General features: G+C 42.0%; 26 protein-coding genes, 1 tRNA gene and 2 pseudogenes. 15 read left to right on the forward strand and 14 right to left on the reverse strand.

The features are described 5' to 3' along the window. Nucleotides 1-854: 854 nt before the first annotated feature. The 8 genes and pseudogenes from MHH60_RS08745 to MHH60_RS08785 form a co-directional block, all read right to left on the reverse strand. Nucleotides 855-1,385 (reverse strand): GNAT family N-acetyltransferase, encoded by a 531-nt coding sequence (locus MHH60_RS08745; RefSeq protein WP_076136077.1) that lies wholly within the window; start codon nt 1,383-1,385, stop codon nt 855-857. 192 nt (nt 1,386-1,577) lie between these two features. Next, the gene (locus MHH60_RS08750; protein ID WP_076136078.1) at nt 1,578-1,829 is read right to left on the reverse strand and encodes a DUF3951 domain-containing protein; all 252 of its coding nucleotides are present in this window, start codon (nt 1,827-1,829) and stop codon (nt 1,578-1,580) included. Nucleotides 1,830-2,372: 543 nt separating this feature from the next. Next, nucleotides 2,373-3,458: a hypothetical protein gene (locus tag MHH60_RS08755; RefSeq protein WP_081389032.1), complete on the reverse strand. Its 1,086-nt coding sequence runs from the start codon at nt 3,456-3,458 to the stop codon at nt 2,373-2,375. A 561-nt stretch (nt 3,459-4,019) separates the two neighbouring features. Then, complete coding sequence (locus MHH60_RS08760; protein ID WP_076136081.1) at nt 4,020-4,205, reverse strand: hypothetical protein; 186 nt, start codon at nt 4,203-4,205, stop codon at nt 4,020-4,022. Between the two features lie 246 nt (nt 4,206-4,451). Beyond that, nucleotides 4,452-5,192: pseudogene (locus MHH60_RS33235) on the reverse strand (dihydrodipicolinate synthase family protein); the annotation flags it as partial. 133 nt (nt 5,193-5,325) lie between these two features. Next, a pseudogene (locus MHH60_RS33240) lies at nt 5,326-6,125 on the reverse strand (ATP-dependent DNA ligase). A gap of 95 nt (nt 6,126-6,220) precedes the next feature. Continuing rightward, the gene (locus MHH60_RS08780; protein ID WP_076136087.1) at nt 6,221-7,276 is read right to left on the reverse strand and encodes a cohesin domain-containing protein; all 1,056 of its coding nucleotides are present in this window, start codon (nt 7,274-7,276) and stop codon (nt 6,221-6,223) included. A gap of 619 nt (nt 7,277-7,895) precedes the next feature. Further along, complete coding sequence (locus tag MHH60_RS08785; RefSeq protein WP_076136088.1) at nt 7,896-8,777, reverse strand: hypothetical protein; 882 nt, start codon at nt 8,775-8,777, stop codon at nt 7,896-7,898. A gap of 483 nt (nt 8,778-9,260) precedes the next feature. On the opposite strand from MHH60_RS08785, the gene MHH60_RS33245 reads away from it, so the two are divergent. The 4 genes from MHH60_RS33245 to MHH60_RS08795 all read left to right on the forward strand — a co-directional run bounded on the left by MHH60_RS33245 (nt 9,261) and on the right by MHH60_RS08795 (nt 10,067). Then, a complete protein-coding gene (locus tag MHH60_RS33245; protein WP_143766729.1) occupies nt 9,261-9,353 on the forward strand; it encodes a LexA family protein in 93 nt (30 codons plus the stop codon). Nucleotides 9,354-9,411: 58 nt separating this feature from the next. Next, complete coding sequence (locus tag MHH60_RS08790) at nt 9,412-9,543, forward strand: hypothetical protein (RefSeq protein ID WP_256715148.1); 132 nt, start codon at nt 9,412-9,414, stop codon at nt 9,541-9,543. Continuing rightward, entirely contained in the window at nt 9,522-9,755 is a 234-nt protein-coding gene (locus MHH60_RS33250) for a YolD-like family protein (RefSeq protein WP_081389033.1), read from the forward strand. Before MHH60_RS08790 ends, MHH60_RS33250 begins: the two co-directional genes overlap by 22 nt. A gap of 186 nt (nt 9,756-9,941) precedes the next feature. Beyond that, nucleotides 9,942-10,067: a hypothetical protein gene (locus tag MHH60_RS08795; protein WP_256715149.1), complete on the forward strand. Its 126-nt coding sequence runs from the start codon at nt 9,942-9,944 to the stop codon at nt 10,065-10,067. 394 nt (nt 10,068-10,461) lie between these two features. On the opposite strand, the gene MHH60_RS08800 is transcribed toward MHH60_RS08795, so the two are convergent. From MHH60_RS08800 to MHH60_RS08810, 3 genes are all read right to left on the reverse strand, one after another. After that, a tRNA-Val gene (locus MHH60_RS08800) sits at nt 10,462-10,533 on the reverse strand. A 150-nt stretch (nt 10,534-10,683) separates the two neighbouring features. Next, nucleotides 10,684-10,986, reverse strand: a complete 303-nt coding sequence (locus MHH60_RS08805; protein ID WP_036686108.1) for a hypothetical protein — start codon at nt 10,984-10,986, stop codon at nt 10,684-10,686. A gap of 157 nt (nt 10,987-11,143) precedes the next feature. Next, nucleotides 11,144-12,358: a copper amine oxidase N-terminal domain-containing protein gene (locus tag MHH60_RS08810; protein WP_081389034.1), complete on the reverse strand. Its 1,215-nt coding sequence runs from the start codon at nt 12,356-12,358 to the stop codon at nt 11,144-11,146. Between the two features lie 202 nt (nt 12,359-12,560). Between MHH60_RS08810 and MHH60_RS08815 the strand changes: the two genes are divergently transcribed. The 4 genes from MHH60_RS08815 (at nt 12,561) to MHH60_RS08830 (ending at nt 14,821) form a co-directional block, all read left to right on the forward strand. Beyond that, a complete protein-coding gene (locus MHH60_RS08815; protein WP_076136179.1) occupies nt 12,561-13,634 on the forward strand; it encodes a site-2 protease family protein in 1,074 nt (357 codons plus the stop codon). A 99-nt stretch (nt 13,635-13,733) separates the two neighbouring features. Then, nucleotides 13,734-13,946, forward strand: a complete 213-nt coding sequence (locus MHH60_RS08820) for a hypothetical protein (protein ID WP_076136092.1) — start codon at nt 13,734-13,736, stop codon at nt 13,944-13,946. A gap of 107 nt (nt 13,947-14,053) precedes the next feature. Then, on the forward strand, nt 14,054-14,497 hold the full coding sequence (locus MHH60_RS08825; protein WP_076136093.1) for a GNAT family N-acetyltransferase: 444 nt from the start codon (nt 14,054-14,056) through the stop codon (nt 14,495-14,497). 84 nt (nt 14,498-14,581) lie between these two features. Further along, entirely contained in the window at nt 14,582-14,821 is a 240-nt protein-coding gene (locus tag MHH60_RS08830; RefSeq protein ID WP_036686113.1) for a DUF3892 domain-containing protein, read from the forward strand. 64 nt (nt 14,822-14,885) lie between these two features. Here MHH60_RS08830 and MHH60_RS08835 read toward each other — a convergent pair whose 3' ends face one another. Continuing rightward, nucleotides 14,886-15,623: an MBL fold metallo-hydrolase gene (locus tag MHH60_RS08835; RefSeq protein ID WP_076136095.1), complete on the reverse strand. Its 738-nt coding sequence runs from the start codon at nt 15,621-15,623 to the stop codon at nt 14,886-14,888. 164 nt (nt 15,624-15,787) lie between these two features. On the opposite strand from MHH60_RS08835, the gene MHH60_RS08840 reads away from it, so the two are divergent. Both MHH60_RS08840 and MHH60_RS08845 read left to right on the forward strand, forming a co-directional pair. Further along, nucleotides 15,788-16,342, forward strand: coding sequence for a copper amine oxidase (locus MHH60_RS08840; protein ID WP_036686116.1), 555 nt, complete (start codon nt 15,788-15,790; stop codon nt 16,340-16,342). Between the two features lie 80 nt (nt 16,343-16,422). Beyond that, on the forward strand, nt 16,423-16,734 hold the full coding sequence (locus MHH60_RS08845; protein WP_036686118.1) for a DUF1292 domain-containing protein: 312 nt from the start codon (nt 16,423-16,425) through the stop codon (nt 16,732-16,734). A gap of 130 nt (nt 16,735-16,864) precedes the next feature. On the opposite strand, the gene MHH60_RS08850 is transcribed toward MHH60_RS08845, so the two are convergent. Continuing rightward, entirely contained in the window at nt 16,865-18,340 is a 1,476-nt protein-coding gene (locus tag MHH60_RS08850) for an aminotransferase class I/II-fold pyridoxal phosphate-dependent enzyme (protein WP_036686120.1), read from the reverse strand. Nucleotides 18,341-18,437: 97 nt separating this feature from the next. Between MHH60_RS08850 and MHH60_RS08855 the strand changes: the two genes are divergently transcribed. The 4 genes from MHH60_RS08855 (at nt 18,438) to MHH60_RS08870 (ending at nt 23,073) form a co-directional block, all read left to right on the forward strand. Then, nucleotides 18,438-19,727: an MFS transporter gene (locus MHH60_RS08855; RefSeq protein ID WP_076136097.1), complete on the forward strand. Its 1,290-nt coding sequence runs from the start codon at nt 18,438-18,440 to the stop codon at nt 19,725-19,727. A 381-nt stretch (nt 19,728-20,108) separates the two neighbouring features. Then, nucleotides 20,109-20,705 (forward strand): hypothetical protein, encoded by a 597-nt coding sequence (locus tag MHH60_RS08860; protein WP_036686566.1) that lies wholly within the window; start codon nt 20,109-20,111, stop codon nt 20,703-20,705. Between the two features lie 259 nt (nt 20,706-20,964). Then, nucleotides 20,965-22,380, forward strand: a complete 1,416-nt coding sequence (gene gndA / locus MHH60_RS08865; RefSeq protein WP_038570246.1) for an NADP-dependent phosphogluconate dehydrogenase — start codon at nt 20,965-20,967, stop codon at nt 22,378-22,380. Nucleotides 22,381-22,524: 144 nt separating this feature from the next. Beyond that, nucleotides 22,525-23,073, forward strand: a complete 549-nt coding sequence (locus MHH60_RS08870; protein ID WP_256715150.1) for a shikimate kinase — start codon at nt 22,525-22,527, stop codon at nt 23,071-23,073. 4 nt (nt 23,074-23,077) lie between these two features. Here the strand turns inward: MHH60_RS08870 and MHH60_RS08875 are convergent, their stop codons facing one another. Beyond that, nucleotides 23,078-23,383: a rhodanese-like domain-containing protein gene (locus MHH60_RS08875; RefSeq protein ID WP_036686126.1), complete on the reverse strand. Its 306-nt coding sequence runs from the start codon at nt 23,381-23,383 to the stop codon at nt 23,078-23,080. A gap of 110 nt (nt 23,384-23,493) precedes the next feature. Between MHH60_RS08875 and aroA the strand changes: the two genes are divergently transcribed. Beyond that, nucleotides 23,494-24,786: a 3-phosphoshikimate 1-carboxyvinyltransferase gene (gene aroA / locus MHH60_RS08880; protein WP_076129118.1), complete on the forward strand. Its 1,293-nt coding sequence runs from the start codon at nt 23,494-23,496 to the stop codon at nt 24,784-24,786. Nucleotides 24,787-24,797: the final 11 nt, after the last annotated feature.

Here is a 24,797-nt window from a genome sequence, read left to right on the forward strand (position 1 = left end):
TCAATAGATGGTCAATTAAGTGCTCCATATAAAAAATAGATGATTAATAGGGACCAATAGAGTAAATCTATCCATTATTGCGTCATGATGTGTGCTTGGGAAAGCATTGGCCTGATGGCACTGACTCATACTGCGTATGGCTAGGTTTATTAAGGGAAGTGAGGCGATCGGGGTAAATCTACTGTCTAGCGAATATTTTGCCAGTAAGGGAGAGCACGTGACCCAAGCGTTCGCGCTTCCGTTTTCCGGGTTATTTTCGTCGAGGCTTTGAAGTAACGGAAAGGGAACGCTGGGCTGGTGAGGTATGGTAGTAGTGGAATTACCGCTCTAGATGACCACATAAAAAGTCATATAGATTATGTAATGCCTCAAGAATAGCAGCAGCTACGACATAAATTAAAAGGTTGCTATTGATTAAATCATTTACCGTATTATGTTTTGTGAGTACAAACTGGAAGAATGTGTACATCGCAATTGTTGCATATGCCGCAACCTTGGAAATATTAAATAACTTATCAAAGATCATTAACAGTGCGTCCACCTCCTTAAGGAATAGATATTATCAATAAATACCTAATTTGAAAATCTGTATACAAAAGCCCAGAGCTGCCGGCAGAAGGCGGTTAGGCTCGATCCGGAATCGGCTGTGCCAAGAGTTTATCTGGCTATCTTTTCGGTAAAGAGGTGTTAATTTACTGGTTTCAAAAAAAGAGGCTAGAAAAGTCTGTCTAGCCCTCTACGTTTGGAAGATGTGACAACAGTTGCTCTACTTAATACACAATACGCATTTAGTTGAGCAACGTGAACTAAATAAAAAGCCTACACCATAAAAATGTAGGCCCATCCATTAAAAGTTACTCTGTTACTAATTTTGAGAAAATGCATAAATCAATAAACTTTCCTTTGGACTTTTCGCACTTTCTCATTGTTCCTTCGAATGTATAGTTTAACTTTTGCAAAACTCTTATGGAATTATTGTTTTCGGGTTCGACTTTTGCTTCTATCCTGTTGAAATTTAAAGTGTTGAACGCATAATTCATCAGAGATTGAATGGCCTCAGGAGCATATCCCTTGCCCCAATAATCTTTACTAATATCGTATCCAATCTCTGCTTTAGCGTTTGAAGAATCTATAGAATTATAACCGCAGGAACCAATTATGCGATTTGATTCTAACTCGATTATGGAATAACGAATAGCTTTGCTTTCCAAAGACAGGTTATTAAGAATTTTAATCATTTCTACTGCTTGGCTTTCATCAGTGAAACTATTGATATTCATAAACTTTGTAACCTCAGGATCAGACCAAATGTTAAACAAACTAGCAGAGTCAGATAATTTCATTTTTCTTAATTTTAGTCTTTTGGTTTGTATTTCTGTAATCAATATATTACCTCCATTATCTATTTGTTTTGGGGTTAAGATATCGATATCTGCGCATAGTTCAGTCCCTTCAATATTTAATTCAACACTATTATAACGTAAGAGTTTTTTTATGTCACAGTACGAAGATACAGATCATTAAAGGAGTAGGAGTATCTCTCCAAAGGTTATGAAGAAGTAGCAGCCTATTGCGCATCAGGGAAGAGAAGGTCGTCGTTTTGATAACGAAATGATGTTTTTATCCTTATCATCACCATGGTCCGCATTTTCTTCTATCTCTTTTTTCTCATCGTGAAACTCAACAGGAGATTGGGCCGTGATGTAGTCAAATGGAGTGTAATTATTATTTGGTAATTTTCTTGTAAGGAGTACCTTTACAATGATGATTCCTAATGAGAGATAGAAAATCGCGCCTACTCCAGCCAACATGAATAGTATTAATCTCATTGTTAACACCGCCTTTGTTTGATTTTATAATCAAATGTTAATATTTACAAGAATCAGGCTGCTGAGTACTATTCATTCGACTGAGATTAGCACAATAGTCATACCTACATATGAAATGATTTGACAGTTATAAATATTAATTACTTTAAAGCATCACAGAAAGGTTGTTTTACAGACACCATACTCATATGGATATCCGATCTCATCTTTAAATGTAACCTCTGCACCATATCGACAGATACTGCTCTTAGAGACAGAACCTTTAATGTTGTATATTTCATCTACTGTGCTTCTTGGTAATAAGATAGGTTTTTAGATATATCAGTTTCTAACGGTAAGACCAATTTTTATGTAGTTACTACATTGAATAATAATGGAAAGTTAAGTTTCAAACGAAGCATCAGCTACCCCTCAGAAGGCAGATCAACCTGAACCAGAACCATCTGATGTTCGCGCAATACTCACAATTACATTAATAACTGGTCTTGAAAAAGTCAGTGTGGCGGCGGTGCCCCGACTGCTGTATTTCTGTAACGTTTCCGCTTAATTGGCTTTGTCAGAAGCTTCATAGATTAGGCAACGAAGGGTCTGATCGGGATAGCGGAACTCCGCGATATAGCTACTTCCATCTTCCAACAACAGTTTAACATCCACCATTCCGCGTTTGTTGTTAAACTCGGTGTCGGTTAGATAAGCTTTGACAATGGTTCTTGTTTCTCCCTGCTTGTCCGTGATGACCTGCACGGCTTTATTAATCCAACTGGCATCCTTCTGGATGGTGCCGGCTGCGTCGTCGTCGATGGGAGTTCTCTTCAGTGCCAAATTAATGGCTGTCGTATCCTCTACGGCACCGGTTGTTGCATTAATCAACACATCATATTCCCAGAATACCTCGCCTGATCCGAGCAGGGTAAGATTCTTGTAAGGAGCAAAATGAACTGTCCAGGTTGGACGTTTGTTTAGTCCCAGCTCAATCAGCATTCCCGATGTTTTTAGCTTGGACACGTCGGCATCGAACAGCTTGCGCACACTGTCAGAGGCCAGTGCCTCAGCTTCAACCTGGCTGATTTTCTGAGGCTGAAGCTGAGGCACAGTCGGATTTCGTTTGGACACGAAGTAATTCACCCGGTAGTACCAGTCAATCAGCTGTAACAGTTCCTCATCAGTCATACTCCTCTCCGGGTAGGTGTACGTATTGGTTTCTAAATCTAGATACATATCTGCTTGTCCAGCCTTTAACGGCAGCTGCTGCTTGGGGCGGAGGCCGTCATACACATACTTATCGTCCAACACTTGTCTGCGGTTGATTTCGGATTCGGTTTGTTCCCGACCTGAAATATGGGGATCTTCTGCCTTGTCTATAAAGTTATAGATTTGCTGGATTTGCGCCGCTGTCATCTGTTGATACAGGTCTTGTTGTATGGTGGATACCGGCGCCGGCGCCTCCACCTTTAGCACGGGTATCGTGCTTTCGCTCAAAGCCAGCCGGTTACTGCCCTGAATTGACGAACTGTTCTTGGCGAAAACTACGGAATTCATCAGGCTAGGGACGATCAGAGCACTGGCTGCAAGCACACCAGCTGAAAACAGGATAACAACTAATGTAGCGAACCGCTTTTTCTTGTTCAATCGGATTACCTCCATTGGGATCTAAGATGATGAATCTTTATACATCTTAACACCAAGTTATTATAGAATTAGGAGGATAGTTGTTATGGAGTTGTAAAAAGATCGGATACTTCCCCTTCACCAAGGACAGTCAGGAGTTAATCTCAATTTTGTCCACGTTCTTCTTCAAGAGCCACAGCAACAATGCAAGAAGTGTCTTACAATAAAGATGTGCCAGAAGCGGGAAGTGTTTACTTAGTGTCGTATTTACAATTAAGAAGGACTTTAAAGCAGAAAAACGATTGGTTGCGAAGAAATAGATAGTTCGGAGAACAAGGAGTTTTTGTACTGATGAACAATAAAGATTTTCAATACAGAGAGACATACTTTATTGTGGGGAATCCAGCAACTCTATGGATACTCATACTTGGATTGGTTTCGTTTGGAACAAGATCCAATAGGTCATCTTATGGATTATGGTGGGATTGTAGAGGGGGATACACCGGATCTATTAAACTAGCTGGATCTCATTTTGTTTGGGAGTGATTTGAATTTAGAGCATGCATTAAATAACCTACGATATCACACTTCTTTAATCCGTTTGATCGCCCAAGAAGGAAAAGAAAATAAACCACTCTTAGTTCTTATTGTGAAGTAACCTGAAGAGTCGCTCTCCTGACAAAAACCAACATATGTCTCTCCACTGACTAAATGTATTTGTAGTTGTAATTCTGTTTCAATTGCGTGAAAAATCAGTGCGAGATTCATATTAAAGCCCCCTTGCATAAGATGATTATATTCATAAAATACCCACTTCATTGTTGATGAACGCAAAATAGTTGACAATTGACAATGTTGTAATGTTTTAAGCGTGATTTTGGCATAAGCATGTCTATAACAAATCTCCCGTCAATCACTTAAGGTTGACGGGGGATTTGTTATATTGATGAAAACTAAAGATCCTTACCAGGGTTATAGAGCAGGATATATACTTTCAAATGAATTATATTAAGTTTATACAGTAAACTTTAATTCCTTTAGAATGATACTCAGGTGATTCCTAACGGATTTGTTTAATGGTTGTAAAGGCAAGGGAAGACTAGGACTTTTAATTAAGCCAATGATTTCAGCAGCTGCTGAAATCACTCGAAGGCTACCGTAGCTCTTGAATAACTTCCAGATCGGTTCTAGTAATGTTGAAAGGTGTTGTGCTTCTGCTAAATGGCCACTTTGAGTCATTCTTGTGATATCTAGACATAACCTCGGAAATAAACCACCTAGCACTGAGTACCATAAGTCACAACCTGCCTCAAGCCTAGATATGCGGATGGATTCCCGCTTATTCCAAACGTAACATGGAGTGGAATAACAGCTCTGAGTTTTTCTACACGTAACTTGGCTTTATCAGATTCTGACGGTATGCCGGGAATCTTAATGGAACAAACATTAGGTGACCTAGCAATTTTGCTGGGCAGCTCATCACTGAAATGGAAATGTGAAGTGCCGGGATTATCATAAACACAAAGTGGAATGGAGAGTGAACTTGTCACCTGTTCCTTTTTGTGCATCTTCCGCTAATCGAAGTCCTTCTGAAGTTCGAATCGCACTTATGCTTGTCATCACGGGAATCCCTTCAGCAGAACTAGCAGCAAGCTCAAGGACACGCAAACGCTCCCCTCTACTAAGATACGCATAGTTTCCAGTTGATCCCAGTACACCAATTGAGTCTACTCCTGCCTTTACCATTTCTTTAATAAAAAAAGGGACCAATTTTAGAGGCTAGGTGTTGTTAAAAATTATGAATTGCCACGTTTGTCCCGTAGTGATTTAGATTCAGAACAAACATAAAATAACCTGTCAAGCTTATGCCTGAAGGGTCTATTAGTGCTTATACGATAAACTCCGTAAACACTGGACTCCGGAGCATGCCGGATTTAGACCAGTTCCTCATTCGCACCTTTGCTCTTAACCGTGGTTCTAAATGAACTAACTCCTTATCCTCACCTTTAATTAGTTGCGGTGCTACAACTCTGAATGCCTGTTTATGAATTGGTGAAGCGCCGAGTTCAATAATCCCAGCTGGACGTAGTTTTCTGGATGTACTGGATGGAACAGCAGCCAGCCAACCAAATTCTTGTTTGCGATATTCGGTTATGAAAACATCAGCATAGGTCCAATTGATGGCCTTTTGCCATGCGTGAGAACGGCGGCCAGTCTCATATACGCTATTTTTACGTTTACCCACTAGCCTTCCTTACCGCGAGTTTCGATCTGCTCAAACAATGCCTCTCCAGCACCTTTAACGTGAGGCGCTACTCCAAAGCTATCAGACGGTAGAGTTAACCCCGCCAGTATCTCCTTATGGCTCATCAGGGGCAATCCATGCAGATCCTGATCTTTGTACATTAAGATATCAAAGATGGCGTAATACGCTGGGAGTGTCCCAGTGAGTTGAGTTATTTTATCAGCTCGTCTCGCTTGAAAACGACTCATAACAGATTCGAAATCTGATACTCCGGTTGTAGGATCAACACAAGCTACTTCACCGTCTAAAACAACATCGTCCGCAAATGGGAGATGTAATTAGTTTCCGGACTCTTGAGAATAAATAAGACGATGCCCATCTATCTTTGGTTCATATATGTAATCGCTGTGACTGAATGGTCCGGTAGCAGTTTGTAATAACATAAGTGTAGGTGTTATAAACGTACAAAACCTCCTCCATCCAATTATAGCTCTTGGCTACTAAGGATAGAGGAGGTAAGAGTTGGGAGGCTATTTTATTAGCTGTTAGGCAAATAGTTTGGGTTACTTAATATTTGATCCACAATATAAAGAAGGTCATCGTCATTGACGTACTCATCACCAGCTTGCTGAGCATTGTATTTTACCGGGTCAACATCCGCCGCCAAATACTTGAAATATCTGGCGTCAATCGCTAGATCAACCAAGGTGAATTCTCCTGATTTGTTGACATCTGTTGCTTCAATTATGATGCTGTCCTCTAAACAGTTTTCTTTCTCAAGATCATATTCCTGCTCCGTATCAGCAATCCTAGCTTTTGTGGAATCGACTACTGCTGTTCCTATGGCTTTCGCCTTGAACTTCAACTTCAGAATAACTGTGTCTTTATTAATCCCGTAGTCTTCACCTTTGCTGGCTACGATAAAGCGTAGAGTACCGTTTAAGTCGGTTGGTGTGTTGTATACTTTATAGCCAGCAACCTCTTCAAATCCAAGATACTGTAGGTGTTGATTGTCATACTTTATTTCAAAGTCTTCGGCATAAATATCTTTTACATTTTTAAGTGTAATTCCTGCTGTGAACTCTTGACCTACTCCTACCTTTTCTTTTTCGATCGTCACATCAAGTGTAGGATTCAGGACAGGTGTTGGTGTCTTTTTTACAAAAACTTTTAAATCATATAAAAAGCCTGGGCTTCCTTCTGTACCAGTTCGTGCAAGAGTTATTTTTTTAACTCCTTTTAAGTTTAAAGTTGTGTAACCTCCACTTCCTCCAGCGACAGTAGTATTACTCATTCCATTGTCATAATTGAAAATTATTGCAACACCTGCCCCATAAATTCCACCTACTGAGTAAGATGAATAACCCGAAATATCGATAGGATTCTCAAAGGAAATAGTATAATGATTGTACATTTGGGTGCCTGTGGTATTATTATTGTCGGTAAAACTAAGATTTTCAATAGTGCTATTTGCAATTACAAATGGTTTTCCTGATAGATAATCGTATACGTCCTCCGGCACACTTTCTGCATGAATCTTACTTATAGGCAAAAGTAAAGTTAATAGAAACGTAAGAAAGAAAAGTTTTTTCATTATACACCCCTTGGATAATTTTTATCGACAGGAAAATATCTTTAGTTCTTAATTTCCTGTAGATTTTATTAGTTCAATATATGTTGGAACTGCGACGAATCAAATGTTTCGGATTCCATAAATCAAATGAGCATTTTATGTACTAAGTTTATAAAACAATACTTCTCCTTTCTTCTTAGATGAGAACCCAATAACAATACAAGCTCGATAAGATTATTACAATAAATGGGTTTCGTTCAAACATTTTTTTGTATATATGGTATAAATATATTAAATTCACCATTTATACATAATCATTCCAATTGCGAAAAAGCTCGTGTTTGTTAAGCAATAGTTTGTTCGGTATGATGCGTACATACTTTATGATAGTTTCACGCTTTGTTATAAGGCAGAAATTCATTTGGAGTAATACTTCCAAAGAAGAGTTAAAGACAATTCTTTAGAGGATTAATATCTACTTGGATTAACCTTGCAGGCGTAGCTGAGCAGTCGAGATAGTGTCTATAGGTTGTTCTGATATATGGGAAGCGAATATTGGTACTGCCAGTAACATACTTAAATTTTGTGAAAATAAAAAAATCCACGTCAACCTGAAGTGATTGGCGGGGATTTTTTCTATTTATTCGCTTGTAATATACTCACTAACTTCAAAGGTAAGTATCTTATCGAATACAACATAGTCTTTACGTTTGCTGAACGGACCTTTATTGTTTGAATGCTTATCAATAGCATATGATCCTGCACCTCTGCCTGCATCGCGAGCATCGTACCAGTTCAAATATGCATTCACTTCAGCAATCGGCAGGTCATATTCTTTTTCTGTTCCATTCACCAGTGTAATAGTAAGAATCGCTCGATCGCCTGTTGGTTGTTCTGGAGTTGCTGAAGGTTTTGGCGTCACTGTTGGTGTTGGTGTAACAGTTGGGCTAGGGGTACTTGTAGGTACTGGAGTAGCCGTTGGTGTTGCTGTAGGTGTTGGAGTAGCGGTTGGTTCAACTGTTGCAGTTGGTTGCGGCGTTGACGTAACTTCTGATGAAAACAGATCAAATTCTTTAACATACTTGTTATTACCATCATATGAAACCATCATAATATATTCAACATCTGTAATTGGTTTAGGCGTTTTAATTTTGCTACCTTGTAACATTAAACCTCGGCTAACAGAAATGCCATCATCAAAAAAGACCCAAGTATTGGACCCGAATTTTTTGTACTGTAGAACAACATACAGATCGCCATAAAAACTGTAACTATCGATCGTTGTCGGAGTATCAAATTTATAATATACACGACGATCAGGTGTGCTACTATGTCCTACTTGTGCCACGGTGCTTAGGTCGCCGTCTGTGGCTTCTGTAACTTTAACGGTTCCCATCGAACCGAGGGAACCATAAGTTAACGGCTTACCGTTAAGTAATCCACCTTCTTCGGCTGAAACTCCAGTAATCGGTATAATAGTGAAGATAAGCAAAAACATCAAAATAATTTTAATCTTTTTCATACAAAGCTCTCCCTTATAAATTATGTATTTTTTCCAATATCTTATGAAGTTTACCCATAATAAAGGATTATGTCTAAACATTAATACCTATATATGTAATAAAATGATTCGGATTCACAGATTTATTTACTTTAAATTCCAGATAATGAATGTGTTATGTCTTGATTATAGAACATTAGTTTGGTTACACAAACGTTCTTATTTTTTGGGGGCTATCAACGTGCATATGCGGATTGGTAAACCGTTGAAATTGTTTACTAAGATAAAGTTGGCAAAATTACTCAGCGCAAAATTGAAGTTAAAGGTATAAAGGACGGAAAGATTCGTGCAACATGCTTAAATACAGGAGCACCAAGATTGTTTCTAATGGTAAATATATTAGCTTGGCAGCCAAGTGATAAAGGAGCAATTGCATGAAGCCATTAACGGATAAAGAGAAAGAAATGCTCAGATCATTAATTAAGATGATCAAAATAATTCACTATCAACCAACTACGTGAACTTGCTAGGGAGGTAGGGTTGTCATCTACAGTGGTAATACATGCGCACATGGAGCGCTTGAAGAGTAAGGGGTAAATACAGAGAGGTAACATGCCACGAGCATTGAGAGTTATTAAGGGAGTCGACGAAGACAATGAAATCACAACAGCGTAAGAAACTTGAAGGTAATGGTCTTTGGGAGGGAAGTCGGATGTTAATGCCTGAACATAAAAATAGGATTCTGGACGATCCGCTAAATGAAGGGTGCGATCAAAGCCTTATTTAGATTCCCAAGAATTAGCTGAAATCTCACAGGTATTAGCTCAATCTTTAGAGGATTGTAGTCTCATCACAATTACATTGTTTGGGGAATATGAGGACAGATCCATCCATGGGATAATCATGAGAGTAGATCAGCACCTTAGACAGATTAAGTTTCGTTATGGCGAGGATTGGGATTGGATTAAAATAGAGGACATTATTGGAGCAAGTTCGTAATAAAACTTTGATGTACCGTTTATATGAAGATGTAAGGAGTTTGTGAGATGAGTGATGGTAAGAATTTAGTTACTATTAATATAGATAAATCGGAGAATCTGCCGAGAAAAAATAGAGAAATTACTTGATGAAATAGATAATGAGTACGTATTTTGGGATACAACAGAGCTTGAAAAACGAACTTTTATGAGTTGGAATTCAATTCAAGATACATTTTTCTTTGATGATAGATTTCCAAAATATAAAATCGGTGGGAAATGGTATGATCCGGTTAAAGAGACAAGTGCTTTTTTTGGAAAAGTGGCTAAGTGAACAAAAGCAAATAATTGTTGATTGGGAGAAGTTTGAAGAAGAGGTGCGATGAAACATATGAATAAGCACCATCAGTTAATGGTGGGGCTTATATGCTGGTCATTGGTGATAATTCTGGTTGCTAAAATGTTAAGAGTGCAGCTTTCATTTTTTCTCTTCAACTAATAGATTTACCATAATACTGACTGTACACTTTTTGAAGTTGGCTTCTCCAGATAACATTTATTAAAGTAACTGAGAGGGCTGCCTGAGTTGTGAAAAAGATAGCCCATTTTTTTATGAGAAGAAAAATTTCGTCCTCAATCCGTCCCCAAGAGCAAGATTCACAAATTTATAGAGCGGCATCGATGATCGAAAAAAAGAAAAAGCCTTATATAATAAGGCTTTTTCAGTATAGGACGGATGGGGTTCGAACCCATGACCCCTACCCTGTCAAGATAGTGCTCTCCCGCTGAGCTACCGTCCTGCGACGAAATTTATAATACCATATGAGAGAGTAGGATGGCAATTCTTTTTTATAATCTATATAGATGTAGAGTTGTATTTAAGCTTAATTTTTTCCGATTTAGTATTTAATAGCTAGAAAGGGGATGACCCTTCATCCCCCTGCACCGAGTCAGATAAAAAACGGGAGTAGAAATAGACTGCTTATTCCGAAAAAAGGGATACGGCGTGGATAGAAGCGGCGTCTTGGGTAAAAGCCGGGCTGGAACCCGAATTGTCTATAGTTCGACTGCTCAGCAGGCATTCCATTCATACGATCGACCATTTCGTTGCTGGGAACCGCAAGGGTGATATAGTTCTGGTCCACGTGAGCGATGAAGCCGTCAAAGGATTGACCATCAGTCGTTACTATACCTACATATTTATTCATGCAATTCCAAGCGACCTGTTGATGAAAATTTGTATTTGATTCCATGGATATCCTCCTCGAATGTTTCAATCCTGATAACAGTCTATGGTCCTTAGCCTACAACGTTCACGGCGTTTGCCTATATGTAGGAAGGTTAATTTTCAGGGATAATCACTGAGGAGGATCTGTCCTTTAATCAATACATATACTTGTGCTGTACTATCTAATCAGTAGTATTCTTGGAGTTATTGGAATGACCTTCAATGGAGTAGATTACTTCTTTTTTGCCAGTAAGCGGGGAGTCATTTATAAAATATAATTTGTCACCGCTGCGCTTTACGAATTTCAAAGTATCTCCTTTAAAAGGAACATCGTTATTTTCCGCGTATTCCTGATCCTTTGCTGTAAGCAACTCCTTGTACAAAAGGGTCTGCTCGCCTGTTTGGCGGTCGATTAAGGTAAGCAATCCATTCTGATTTCCACGAAGCAGTATGATTTCTTTATCAATGCCTTCTACATAGTAAGCATCTTCCTCGCCACCCAGGTTTACAAGATCAAGAGTATCTATTACATTGCCCGTGCCGTCTTGGATAAAACGTAAGGTATTATCATCATGTAAGATGAGGTTGCCATCATAAGGTTTGAAATCCGCATCTCCTCTGAACTGGTAAGCGAATGTGGCCTTGCGTAGTAACGCACCATTTTTGAATATGAGTGTGATTTCGCGTGTATTAATATGAGGCTCTCCATAGGAATCAATAATCTCAATGACTAGCAGACCCCCCGCCGTTTTCTCGATCTTCATTCCTGCCCAGTCAAAGTTTGTTTGGAGTGAAGTGAGTTTTATCACCGTATCCTTGCCTTGTGAGACATATAAATCACCACTAGCTTTGACCAGCGTATAGGTACGCCCTCCAAAGGATTCTGTGAAAACATTGTAGGTCTTCAGATCATCTGCTAAAAGTGTGTTCGTTGTGGAGTCCAGACGGAGATGGCTGCCTTCGAAAGCCTTAACGATAAAACGGGCCGGCACATATATCCTATCTTCTTTGGATTTAAAAGGTATTCCTCCTAGATCTACCGCTTTCCCGTCAAGCACGCCAGTTTGACTCCCGATTCGAACAGCAAAACTTTTAGTCCAGCCTTTGAACAGAGCACGTTTGCCGGATTTATCCCATTCCATTTTTAAGCCAGCTTGCTCAGCGATCCCCCGAACATCTACGTAGATTACCCCATTTTTGAGCAGCGCAGGTCCGCCTATGTATCCACCAGGAATGCCAAATTGGTAGTATACTTGCGAAGGATTAGCAGAGGAAGCTTGGGCGAGCACAGAGGACTCCGATACAGTTAATGAAGAGCTTGCTGACATGGTGGCAGGGAGTAAAAGTGTTGAGAGCATTAAGACGGATAACCAAGCTTTGGAGTGAAAAGAGAGCATATGAACCAATCCTTTCTTTATTTGGCAGTAAAATTTATCCAAGATAGTTGGTTTGACGCTGAAACGTTTCTAAAAGTTGCGTCGTATACTTTCCGAAGGGCTCACTGTAGAAATATCCTTAATGCTTCTATGATAAGATAGATGGAACTGTACAGTAGTTTCTTAAAATTGAAAGATAAAGGAGCTTATGATCTTGCCGCAAATGCAAAATGAGCAGAAAAAGAATACTTCTACTCCGCTGAAATGGTTGGGGGGCGGAGCCGCCATGCTCCTGTTAAAAGGAAAGGCGATTTTGTCTCTGCTGAAAATAGGTAAAATTGCCGGGCCGTTAATTTCCATGATGGTTTCGATAGGGGCATATGCTTTGATTTATCCGTGGGGGTTTGCTATAGGTATCGTCCTGCTTTTGCTTGTTCATGAATTGGGCCATGTTATAGCCGCTAAGCGGATCGGGTTACCCGTCAGCGCTCCGTTATTTATTCCTTTTTTAGGCGCCTTAATTACTATGAAAAAACATCCGCTGGATGCGAAGACAGAAGCGTATGTTGCTTTTGGCGGACCGATTCTGGGTACTATTGGGGCTACTGCTGTGTTTGGAGCGGCATATTATATGGATAGTCCGCTTCTTTATTCCCTGGCTTATATAGGCTTATTGCTTAATTTGATTAACCTGCTGCCCATCCATCCGCTAGACGGCGGACGTATTGCTACCGCAGTTACGCGCTGGCTGTGGCTTGTGGGTCTGGTGGGTGGCTTAGCTATAATCGTTTACTTGCGTTCGATTTTGTTTTTTATCATCTGGGCAATGTTTGCTTACGATCTGTATAATAAATATGTGAAAAGACGTAACAACAACCGGCCGCAGTCTGTGACTAAGGGATTCTTAATTCCCGTGGAGCCCTTGCGAGAGGCGGGTTACATGATTCCAGGAGCTGAGCATCGCCGGGATTTACCTTTTACTACCTACAGTGATCTAGAGAGACAGCAGTATGTTGTGGTGAGATGGGATCAGCTGAATTATTATGGCAAAGCTACACTGCCACAGCAATGTATTATTGAAAAGGTAAGAATTTCGCAGCTGGAGCAAGTAACGTTAGAGAATGGTCTTCATTTAAAAATGCAATGTGACATAAGCTGTACCGTGCACGATAATGATAAGTATTACGATGTGCCAGCCAGAACACGCTGGAAATATGGAACAGCTTATTTTGTTTTAGCAGGCTTTTTGGTTGGGATGATGTATTTAGTCCATTTGGTTGGAAACGTCAATCTCTAAGAGGGCAACTGGAATGAATAGCTCCTATTGTTTATAAAGCTCCTGAATCGTCAAAGCTGTAGTGAGTATAACTGCAGCTGCGATGAAAGGAGCTTTTTTATGTCTAAAATTGTGAAATGGGAAGTCGGCGTTTGCCTAGTGTTACTACTGGGTGTAGTGGGGTGTTCTACGGCGAAACCCGCAAAAGTTATCGAGATCAATGAGATGACCAATCTGGATGGCAAATCTAAAAGTCAGTATCCTCCGTTGTCACCTGTGATGCAAGACGTATATAACCGTTCAATCCCTGAAGAAGTATATTCTGTGGATTAGTCTACTGAGAGGTTACGGATTCCATGTGTAGGCTTTTCTTTCTTGTCATTATTTTATATAATAGACAACTATCGTTGGCTACATAGAGAGAGGAGTTTGCAACTAACATGGCGGCAGAAATCTTACGGGTAACTACAGAGGAACAGCTTCAGATGGGGCTGGATATCCGCACTAAAGTATTTGTTGAGGAACAAAAGGTACCGGCCGAGGAAGAAATTGATGAATACGATGCCATCAGTCCGAATGCGCACCATATTCTGATTATAGATGAAGGGATACCTGTAGCAACAGGTAGATTGATCTATTACAAAGCAGGTACGGCTAAAATGCAGCGCATCGCCGTATTGAAAGACTATCGGGTCAAAGGATACGGACGTGTCTTGTTGCTGGCGATGGAAGAGCTTGCTCGGGAGCTTGGACTGGAAGCTTCGATTCTAGATGCTCAGTGTCAGGCAGAGAATTTCTATAAAAAGCTTGGCTATGAAGTTATTTCTACAGAGCCATTTTATGATGCAGGTATATTACATGTACGGATGCAAAAAATGCTTTAAGATGGTGCACATAATTATTGGATTCTTTACGCAAGCTAGGATGTGCCGAATGATGGCAAATCCAAGTGCAAGGGGCGAGCTAAAGTGCCAAATAACGAACGTGAATCTTTCGTAGCTGTTCAAAAAAATGGAGATGGCGATTTAACAAGCTTCCAGACCTCTACAGGACGTGTGCTGGCGTATGACCAAGCCCTACAAGAAGTACAGGCCGGAAATATTGCCGGAGTGAACGCTTTTAAAGGTAAGGATGGAGAAACTTATATTCGCGGAGATGCGGATGGAGATCCAACTAACAATCTGGATAATTTGCCGACATTTTCATAGTTCAACACGAAAAGCCGTACATACGTCAACAGACGTTTATGTACGGCTTTTTTATATGCAAAGATCAGAGTTTATAGTTCACATGCTGCTCTAAAAATTCCATCTCTCCTGTAAGTCCGACGAAATCTGGTTGTTCATCGCTATAATGCATGAGCTTGATCCGCTCACGAACATCTTTAGGCAGAGACATCAGCTCTTCCAGTGTGGTGTGAACAACGCCTGTTCCACCTAGTTGGCAGTCATGCAGGATGATCCGGATCCCGCGCTCCCGCACAAGGCTAATCAGTAGATCCGGCTGAAAGGTCATGTCCGCACTATAAAAAATCTCGTTATTTATTAGAAGGGAATAACTGTTTTTGCCGGGAATATGCGGTGTTTGTATGATCTCTAATGAAAGAGTAGGAGAGAGCTTGTAGGTATTTCCAGGCTGCATGGGCTTAACATCGAAGATATCAGATAAGGAAGATACAGCATCTTCTTGGTATAAACCTCCCTTTAACGTATTGTTCCACAAGGGCTCTATAAGTGTCTCCGGAAGAAGTAAGATCATTTTTTTACCGTGCACATGCTTTAAGGTTAGCGCAAGCTCTTCCAGCCCTCCAACATGATCCGCATGAATATGTGTAATGAGCGTTGCATTTACGTCACTGAAGGATTTTTCAAGTCTATGCATGGCAAGCGGGGCTGTTATCCCGCAATCAATCAGCAGGGTGTAATTTTCATCTAGCAGCAAGCCATTGTTGTTAAAATATTTTTTCGCAAAAGCATTGCCTGTTCCTAGCATTTGTAGGCTTAGACTCATAAGAAAGAACCCTCCTGAAATCGGTTATAGCTAATGTTTCTACTTCGAATAAGACCATAATATCATTTTTCGCAAGATCAATGAAATATTTACCTGAAATCAGCGCAACTTGCTGAAACAAAGTAAGTATATATTAACAGCATGAATTATCTGGAGGGTCTCAAATGAATAGATGGAAAAAAATCACTTTGTGCGTGTTTGCTTTTTCCTTAATGGGTGGCTCATTATTATTCGCCGATTCCGTTAATCAGAAAATTAGAGTATGGAGCAACGGAAAAGAAATTGTAGACGGCGGTTATCTAATTGATGGAAAAACGTACATTCCTGCTAGAGAAACAGGCGGGGTTGTTACTTGGGACGGTTCTGGGAAAGTTACGATCCTTAAACCTAATGTCCATATTGTACTTTTTAAAGGGGATACGGTTTTTGGCAATGTCAACGTAGGCAAGCTGAAAATTAAGATATTAACTCAGGTAGATAGTCTGACCGAAGAGATTTCAGCTGTGAAAGTGGCCATGACAGATCCGTCTGGAAACGTTAAGGATATTCAGTCACAGGTGCTTGAAGGCTCGCAGAAGGATAATTTCTGGTTTCCAACCTCGGAGTTTACTTATGATTTTAAAGAAGCGGGCAAATATCGGGTAGGCTTCTATATTAAGCCCTCCAAAAATGCCGATTACGTACTTGTGTCGGAGAAGGTAATAACAGCGTTAAATTAGGTGTTCTAAATTGACCTGAACTAATCTAACGTGGTACGATACCAGATGTAGGATAATACAATTCAAAGTGAGGTATTACAATGAGCGATCACAAACATGAGCATGGTGAAGCATGCGGTTGCGGGCATGATCACGACCATGAGCACGAGGAGTTTGTGCTGACCTTGACGAACGAGCAGGGCGAAGATGTGGAAATGGTGCTTGTAGAAACGTTCGACATAGGCGAGAAATTATATGCTCTGTTGTTAGAGCGCGAGAATCCAGAAGCAGACGGCATTATTCTGCGTATGGAAGAAGAAGACGAAGAAATGGTATTGTATAATATCGAAGATGAAGAAGAATGGAAAGCTGTTGAAGAAGCTTACAACAATCTGCTTGCTCAGCAAGAATAGATTCTAGCGACTAAACTTAAGCTGTTCTATGTGAATGGGACAGTTGATGCTTATATACAGAAACCCGATACTTATTATGGTATCGGGTTTTTGTATAAATGATTTAAGTTTTTAAGGAAAAAGATAGATCTTAGGATATAGGATCGGCTTCAACAATCACCTTAACATTAGTGATGCTGCGGTCTTCAGGACCTTTAACCGGCAGGCCGATTTCGACGTGGTCGATAATGTAGTCGATATTATCCTGAGTAATGACTTCGCCAGGGAGGAGAATCGGTATCCCTGGTGGATATACATAGATAAACTCTGCAATGATGTACCCGGCAGATTCGCGGAACGGAACTAACTGAGTGTCAGCATAAAAAGCATCTCTTGGAATCAAAGCAAGCTGCGGGATTTCTGGAACCTGAACCTTCAGTTCATAGATTTCACCCTTGCTATAATGGATAGCGGACAACACCCGCAAAGCAGCTAATAATTTATCTACTGATTCTTGAGTATCACCTGGGGTAATAAGGCAAAGAATATTATACATGTCACTCAGTTCAACTTCGATGTTGTATTTCTCACGCAGCCAGTTTTCGGTTTCGTAACCAGTGATCCCTAAATGGCGAACGTGAATGTTAAGTTTGGTTGGATCTAGATCGAAAGTTGCTTCTGTTCCAAGGATTTCTTTACCAAAGCTGTACAAGCCTTCGATAGTGTTAATGGTCTCACGTGCGTAGTTGGATAATTGGATGGTTCTTTCCGCCATTTCATGTCCGTTCAGCGCGAGATTGCGTCTAGATGTATCGAGAGACGCTAATAAAATATATGAGGTTGATGTTGTAGTCAGCATGCTCATAATGGTCTGCACCCGTTGTGGGTTAATCAGCCCAGTCTTCGCATTTAGATTCAGTACCGAGCTTTGCGTCATGGAACCACCAAGCTTATGCACACTAGTGGCAGCTATGTCCGCACCGGCCTGCATGGCCGATACCGGCAGATCCTCATGAAAATGAATCAGTACTCCATGTGCCTCGTCCACCAGAACGGGTACCCCGTAACGGTGAGCCAGGTCGACAATCGAACGCAGGTCGGCACATACGCCGAAGTACGTTGGATTGATTACTAGAACTCCTTTAGCGTCTGGATGACGCTTTAACGCTCGTTCCAGCGCACTGGTGGTTATGCCGTGATCTATCCCGAGATTCTCATCCTGTACAGGCGAGACGAACACAGGCTTGGCTCCGGAGAAGATAATGGCCGACATTACGGATTTATGAATGTTACGCGGCACAATTATTTTTTCACCCGGTGAGCAGACAGAGAGGATCATCGTCATGATGGCATTGCTCGTGCCCTGTACGCTAAAATACGTATAGTCGGCGCCGAAAGCCTTCGCAGCCAGCTTTTGAGCCTCCTGGATTACGCCAGTTGGCTGATGTAGATCATCAAGCGGTGCGATGTTGATTAGATCTATGGATAGAGCGTTATCGCCGATAAACTCACGGAATTCGGCATCGGTTCCTAGCCCCTTCTTATGCCCGGGAATATGAAATTGAACTGGATTGCCGGCGGCATGCTTTTTTAGAGCTGTGAAGAGGGGAGTACGGTGTTGATTCATTTAATGCTGTCACAACCTTTCGCGAATAGTTAATTTTTAAGGCAAGCATCAGTATAACAAAACAATCTTCAGAATACTAGGATTTGGATGTGATAGAATGTCCACGAAAGCTGAACAACGGATGAATATTAGTTTAGCATCACCATTTATTGTGGAGATGTGGGTAATTATTTTTTTAGTTGAATTTGTTAAAGGTTCGCTGCTTGTCGCCTTATTGCCAGTGTATATGGAGAATATACTGGGGCTGTCGGTGACAGTAGTGGGATTCGCTTTTGCCCTACAGTATTTGGGGGACAATGTCTTCCGCAGCCCTTCAGGCTGGGTTATGGAGCGCATAGGGTTCCGCTGGACGATGACAGGTGCATTGTTGCTGATTCTAGTAGCCATTGGTTTGATAATCTATGCCAAAACGGCCGTTGCGTTATCCATCGCCTGTCTCATTCTTGGGATCGGAACATCTCCGCTTTGGCCATGTGTGATGACCGGGATTACCGAGCTGGCCGGATCAACCAAAAGCGGCAGCAGTGGTGCGGCCATGGGCGCTGTTGAGATGGCTTCTCTCGCAGGAACAGGAATCGGTCCAATTGTTGTGAATTTTTTAATGGATCAGGGTGGACAAAGCTATCACGTAGCTTTTCTAGTCTTGTTAGGTTGTGCTGCCGCTGTAGTTGTAGTAGCCCTTTTCTTACCTAAACGAATCTCTTCTAGCGGGTCTCATGCTGTCGTGAGGGACATGCATGGACTTGGCGGAGCAATGGAGCGAAAAAAGCTTAGTCCGTTAGAAAGTATAAAAAGAACGCTGCATCAGGTGAGAACTACCCTGAAAGTCAGCAGATGGCTGTACCCGGCGTTGTTCCTACAGGCCTTCGCCATTGGCTTGATGACACCTGTAGTTACCTTGTTTGCACGTACAGAGCTGCATGTTAGTCCCAATCAATTCAGTTTGCTCCTCATTGCAGGGGGAGGGATTACAGTTCTTGCACTTATTCCCGCAGGTAAGCTGGTGGACCGTATAGGGACAACGGTGTTTCTGAATATAGGTTTTTTGTTAGCTGCCTTTTCGCTGGCCTTTTTCTCTCAGGTTCGCTGGCTGCCACTTGCCTTTATCGCGGTGGCATTGGTCGGTATAAGCTACGCGCTTATCCTCCCGGCATGGAATGCCTTTCTGGCTAAGCAAGTTCCTAAGGGGGAACGAGGGACGGTCTGGGGGCTGTTCCTGACACTTCAAGGCTCAGGAATGGTAGCGGGGCCAGTATTGTCAGGAAGATTGTGGGATCATGTAGGACATGGTGTCCCATTCCTGGCAAGTGCCATTGTAATGCTGCTGCTCTTCGGGTTGCATCTGCTTATCGTGCATAGAACGAAACAGAAATTTAAGACTAGCTGAGGAAAATAAAAAGCCGCTGATGACCGGAGAATGATCCGGTATATCAACGGCTTTTTTAGAAAATTAGAAGGACATACGATATAACGGAATTAAGTTTCGAAGGTCTTCTGTATGACACAGTGCAGCTGAAGGACTAGAGTGTCTATGCTCCAAAAGGGCTAAAAGGCATTAAAATTCTCGATCAGCGTTTGGAGAAAGGCTGTTGCGGGTAAAAATAGTCAATAAACCAAGTTACCGCTACATAAACTGAAGTATAAAATAAGATTAAGACGAACGCAAAAAGGAAGTTAACTCAAGAAGAGGTCCGGCAGCCATGATTACTCTGGAATTGAACTAATGAAGGTTGGCTTTACAGATGTGAAGCTGTTAGGGGGGAGTGCCGTGAACAAAAACGACGAGGTGGAATATTGTAACCTGGAACTGCGGTTCGACAGACAGCATATCCAGGACCTGATCAAGGATTTGATTCAAGAAGGTTATTCCCTATATTGGAGCGAGAATGAACAGGTCTTTGTGATTTCGGTCCGTACGGGTCGTAAGTTAGTGAAATTGCGGTTTCAAAGGATTAAAGACGGCTATAAGCTTGTGGGCGATTATATGATCCGTGATGCTCGCTTGTCAGAGTGGATGGAGAAATTAATTGGGGATATGCGCGGGCATGCTATCGTTAAACGTTTCCGGGATCGGCAGATTATTATAGAAAATATTTTGTTTGGCGAAGTGATTCGCCTAGTTGAAATTTCTGGTTATCAGCAGCGCGTGTTATATCAGAAGGGACCTATGCTCACAGATGAGGAGCTGACAAGACTCTTTTATTCTATTGAAGGGGAAGAACGGGTTCGCCAGCGGAGAATTGAAGTGGATGAACAGTTGGATCGGTTAAATGATGCACTAAAAGCTGGAGATACGGTTCGTGCGGACAAATGTCGAGCTGAGCTTGCCTTTTTGACCAAGGAATTGTTTATGTTAGAATGGTAAGCAAGTGCCGCAAATGTTCTTTCAAGGCACCCCGTTCATCGGGGTGTCTTATATTTGTATTGGAACTTGCAGACAGGGGTTCACTTCTGACGTTAAAAACGTTAAAATAGTCATTGTGATCATTTCTTAGACTGAATTTGTCAATGAAATTGATCTCTATTCGCAGGGCAGGCTTTGCTGTCTCTGATAAAGGGTGGTATTCTTATACTGCGAGAAATGGATTTCACAAAAATATAGGGTGCAAAGGGTGGAGGACCAGATGGCAAAACAACAAATCGGCGTTATTGGCTTGGCGGTAATGGGCAAGAATTTGGCTCTAAATATCGAAAGCAAAGGTTTTTCCGTATCCGTATTCAACCGCTCCCCGGAGAAGACACATGATCTTCTTGCTGAAGCGGAAGGTAAAAACCTCGTAGGCACATTTTCCGTTGAGGAATTTGTAGCCTCGCTGGAAACACCGCGCAAAATTCTGATCATGGTTCAAGCTGGTAAAGCTACTGATGCTACCATCGAGCAACTGCTGCCGCATCTTGATCAAGGCGACATCATTATCGACGGAGGGAATGCTTACTTCCCTGATACAGTTCGTCGTAGTAAAGAGCTGGAAGAAAAAGGTTTCCGCTTTATCGGTACTGGAGTTTCCGGTGGTGAAGAAGGTGCTCTTAAAGGTCCTTCGATTATGCCAGGTGGTCAAGAAAGTGCGTATAAACTTGTAGAGCCTATCCTAACGGCAATCTCAGCCAAAGTGGACGGAGAGCCTTGCTGTACATATATCGGACCTGACGGTGCAGGACACTATGTTAAAATGGTGCACAACGGTATCGAATATGGTGATATGCAATTGATCTGTGAAGCTTATCAGTTGTTGAAAGATGTTCTAGGTCTGGATGCAAAAGAACTTCACAATATTTTCAAAGAATGGAACAGCGGCGAGCTCGACAGCTACCTGATCGAGATCACTACTGATATCTTTGCTCAATATGACGAAGAAACCGGCAAACCTATGGTTGACGTTATTCTTGATTCCGCTGGCCAAAAAGGTACTGGTAAATGGACAAGCCAAAGCTCACTAGATCTTGGTGTACCTCTGTCCATGATTACCGAATCCGTATTCTCCCGCTTCCTGTCTGCTATGAAGGATGAGCGCGTAGAAGCAAGCAAAGTGCTTAACGGACCAGAAGCAACAACATTTGAAGGCGACAAAGCCGAATTCATCGAGAACGTGCGTAAAGCATTGTTCGCGAGCAAAATCGTATCCTACGCGCAAGGTTTCGCTCAACTTCGCGTAGCTTCCGACGAATATGGTTGGGATCTGAAATATGGCGAGCTGGCTAAAATCTGGCGCGGCGGCTGCATTATCCGTTCCCGTTTCCTACAAAACATCACAGATGCGTATGAGAACAATGCAGAGCTTAAGAATCTGCTTCTTGATCCTTTCTTCAAGAATGTTATGGACAATTACCAATCCGCATGGCGTAAAGTCATTGCTTCTGCGGTAACTTTGGGTGTTCCAGTCCCTGGATTCTCCAGCGCATTGGCTTACTATGACAGCTACCGTACAGAACGTTTGCCTGCTAACTTGCTTCAGGCTCAACGTGATTACTTTGGCGCTCACACCTTCAAACGTGTGGACAAAGAAGGCGTCTTCCACCACAACTGGATGGCAGCAGAATAATCTAATTGACTGAATGACAAGCGGCCCGGACGGCTTCACCAGAAATGGGGAGCCTTTCGGGTCTTTTTTTACTGGAAGAAGCGGATTGTCTAATGTTTTGCCCCTGTGTTATGATATGACAAATATCGCGGTTGGAGGATAGTCATGGCTGGGGATACTGAAGAACTAAAAACGATGAGTCAGGAAGATAAGAACAAAAACATTATTTTAGTAGGGATGATGGCAACTGGTAAGTCAACCGTTGGTGCTATTTTGGCCGAGGAGCTGGGCTATGAGCTGGTTGATTTGGATCATGTCATTATTGAGACTGAAGGCAGAAGCATTGCAGAAATCTTCGCAGAAGATGGCGAGGAGTACTTTAGAAGCATAGAAACTGCGGTTCTAAAGCAAATGCTAGAGTCTGAGAATAAATTAATATCCACTGGTGGAGGCGCGGTATTGGCGCCGGGGAATACAGCCTTAATGCTGAGTAAAGGGCATGTGGTTGCGCTAACGGCAACTGAGGAAGAGATTATTGCACGTGTTAGCGGGGATGAGAATCGTCCGCTGCTCGCCGGCAATGCAGAAGAACGGGTCAGACGAATCATGGAAGATCGCCAGGATGCCTACCTATTCGCGCATTACACGGTCGATACAACGGGACTGACTGCGGCAGAAGTGTCGCATCATATTTTAATGCATTACCGCGGTTGAGCTTTTAAGAGAGTGTCTCATTCCATTCAATCATACCGCCGCTAAGGTTCGCAGCGTTATAACCAAATTGCTGTAGATATTCGCAGACACGTTGGCTGCGGGCACCAGAGCGGCAAATGAAGATCACTTTGGCGTCGCTTGGAATATCCTCTGTACGGTGCGGAATTTCTCCCATAGGGATATGTTGTGCACCGGGAATCATCCCAAAGGCCACCTCTTCGTCTTCGCGAACATCGATGAGTACAAGGTCTTCACCTGTCTCTATACACTGCCGTAATTCTTGCGGTGTGATTTGTGGAACATTATGCATGGGTTTGACCTCTTTTCATCAGAAGAATGGTTTAATGATAACACAAGAACAGAATATCCTGTCAAACGAGCATTACATACCAACTACATCTACTAAGGAGAGTTTATATTATGGACGTTATTGTTAGGCCAACGCCATCTCTGCAAGGAGAATTTGGAGCCCTCTCTTCCAAAAACTATACGACACGTTATCTGCTGGTTGCGGCATTATCTGAAGGAGTAAGTACGATTTATCATCCTGCACATAGTGAGGATAGCGACGCGATCCGCCGCTGCATAGCAGATTTGGGTGCTGTGCTTACAGAAGATGAGGAAAAGATTGTGATTCAAGGCTTCGGACGTCACCCAAAAGACGTTAAAGAACTTAATGTAGGAAATGCCGGAGCGGTGCTGCGTTTTCTTATGGCTGTGGCCGCGTTAAGTCCTGAGGTTACTTTTGTAAATACGTATCCAGACTCATTGGGCAAACGTCCGCATGACGACTTGATTGTGTCGTTGGAACAGCTAGGTGTTCAGGTGGAGCATAATGAAGGGAAACTGCCGATCACGATCCGTGGGGGTAAACCGGTTGGAGGCAGAATTACTGTCTCTGGTGCAGTAAGCTCCCAGTTCTTAAGTGCTCTACTGTTTCTGACACCATTGCTTGAAGAAGATAGTGAAATTATTGTCCTCGATGATTTGAAATCGAAGGTTGTCGTGGGCCAGACCTTGGAAGTGTTGGAGCAGGCAGGTATTGTGGTGCACGCTGCGGATGATTACATGTCCTTTAAAGTTCCGGGTCGTCAAGCTTATGCAGCTAAATCATATACTGTTCAAGGTGACTATCCAGGCTCTGCGGCAATCCTTGCGGCGGCTGCCGTTACAAAGTCGGATGTGAAAATTCACCGTCTTGCAGAACAAAGTAAACAAGGTGAAAGAGCCATTGTTGATGTGCTGCGGATGATGGAAGTTCCTCTTACACATGAAGAGGGTACAGTACATGTCCAAGGGAACGGTATCCTAAAAGCTGTTGAATTCGATGGAGATGCTGCAACCGATGCGGTACTGGCCATGGTGGCCGCTGCAGTATTTGCAGAAGGTACCTCTCGATTCTACAATGTTGAGAATTTGCGCTATAAGGAATGTGATCGTATTACCGATTACTTGGCAGAGTTAACCCGTGCCGGAGCCAAGGTAGAAGAACGCCGCGATGAGATTATTGTTCACGGCATGCCCGAAGGTGTCGAAGGCGGAGTCACCATTAATGCACATTATGATCACCGCGTAATTATGGCACTATCCGTAGTCGGCTTGCGTGCACGTCAACCTCTTTTGATTAAGGATGCACATCATGTGGCAAAATCTTATCCGCAATATTTTGATCACTTGCGTGCGCTTGGTGCGAATGTGGAGTGGGTACAATAGGATTAAGGGAG

The sequence above is a fragment of the Paenibacillus sp. FSL H7-0716 genome (assembly GCF_038002705.1).
GTDB classification, from domain to species: domain Bacteria; phylum Bacillota; class Bacilli; order Paenibacillales; family Paenibacillaceae; genus Paenibacillus_AQ; species Paenibacillus_AQ odorifer.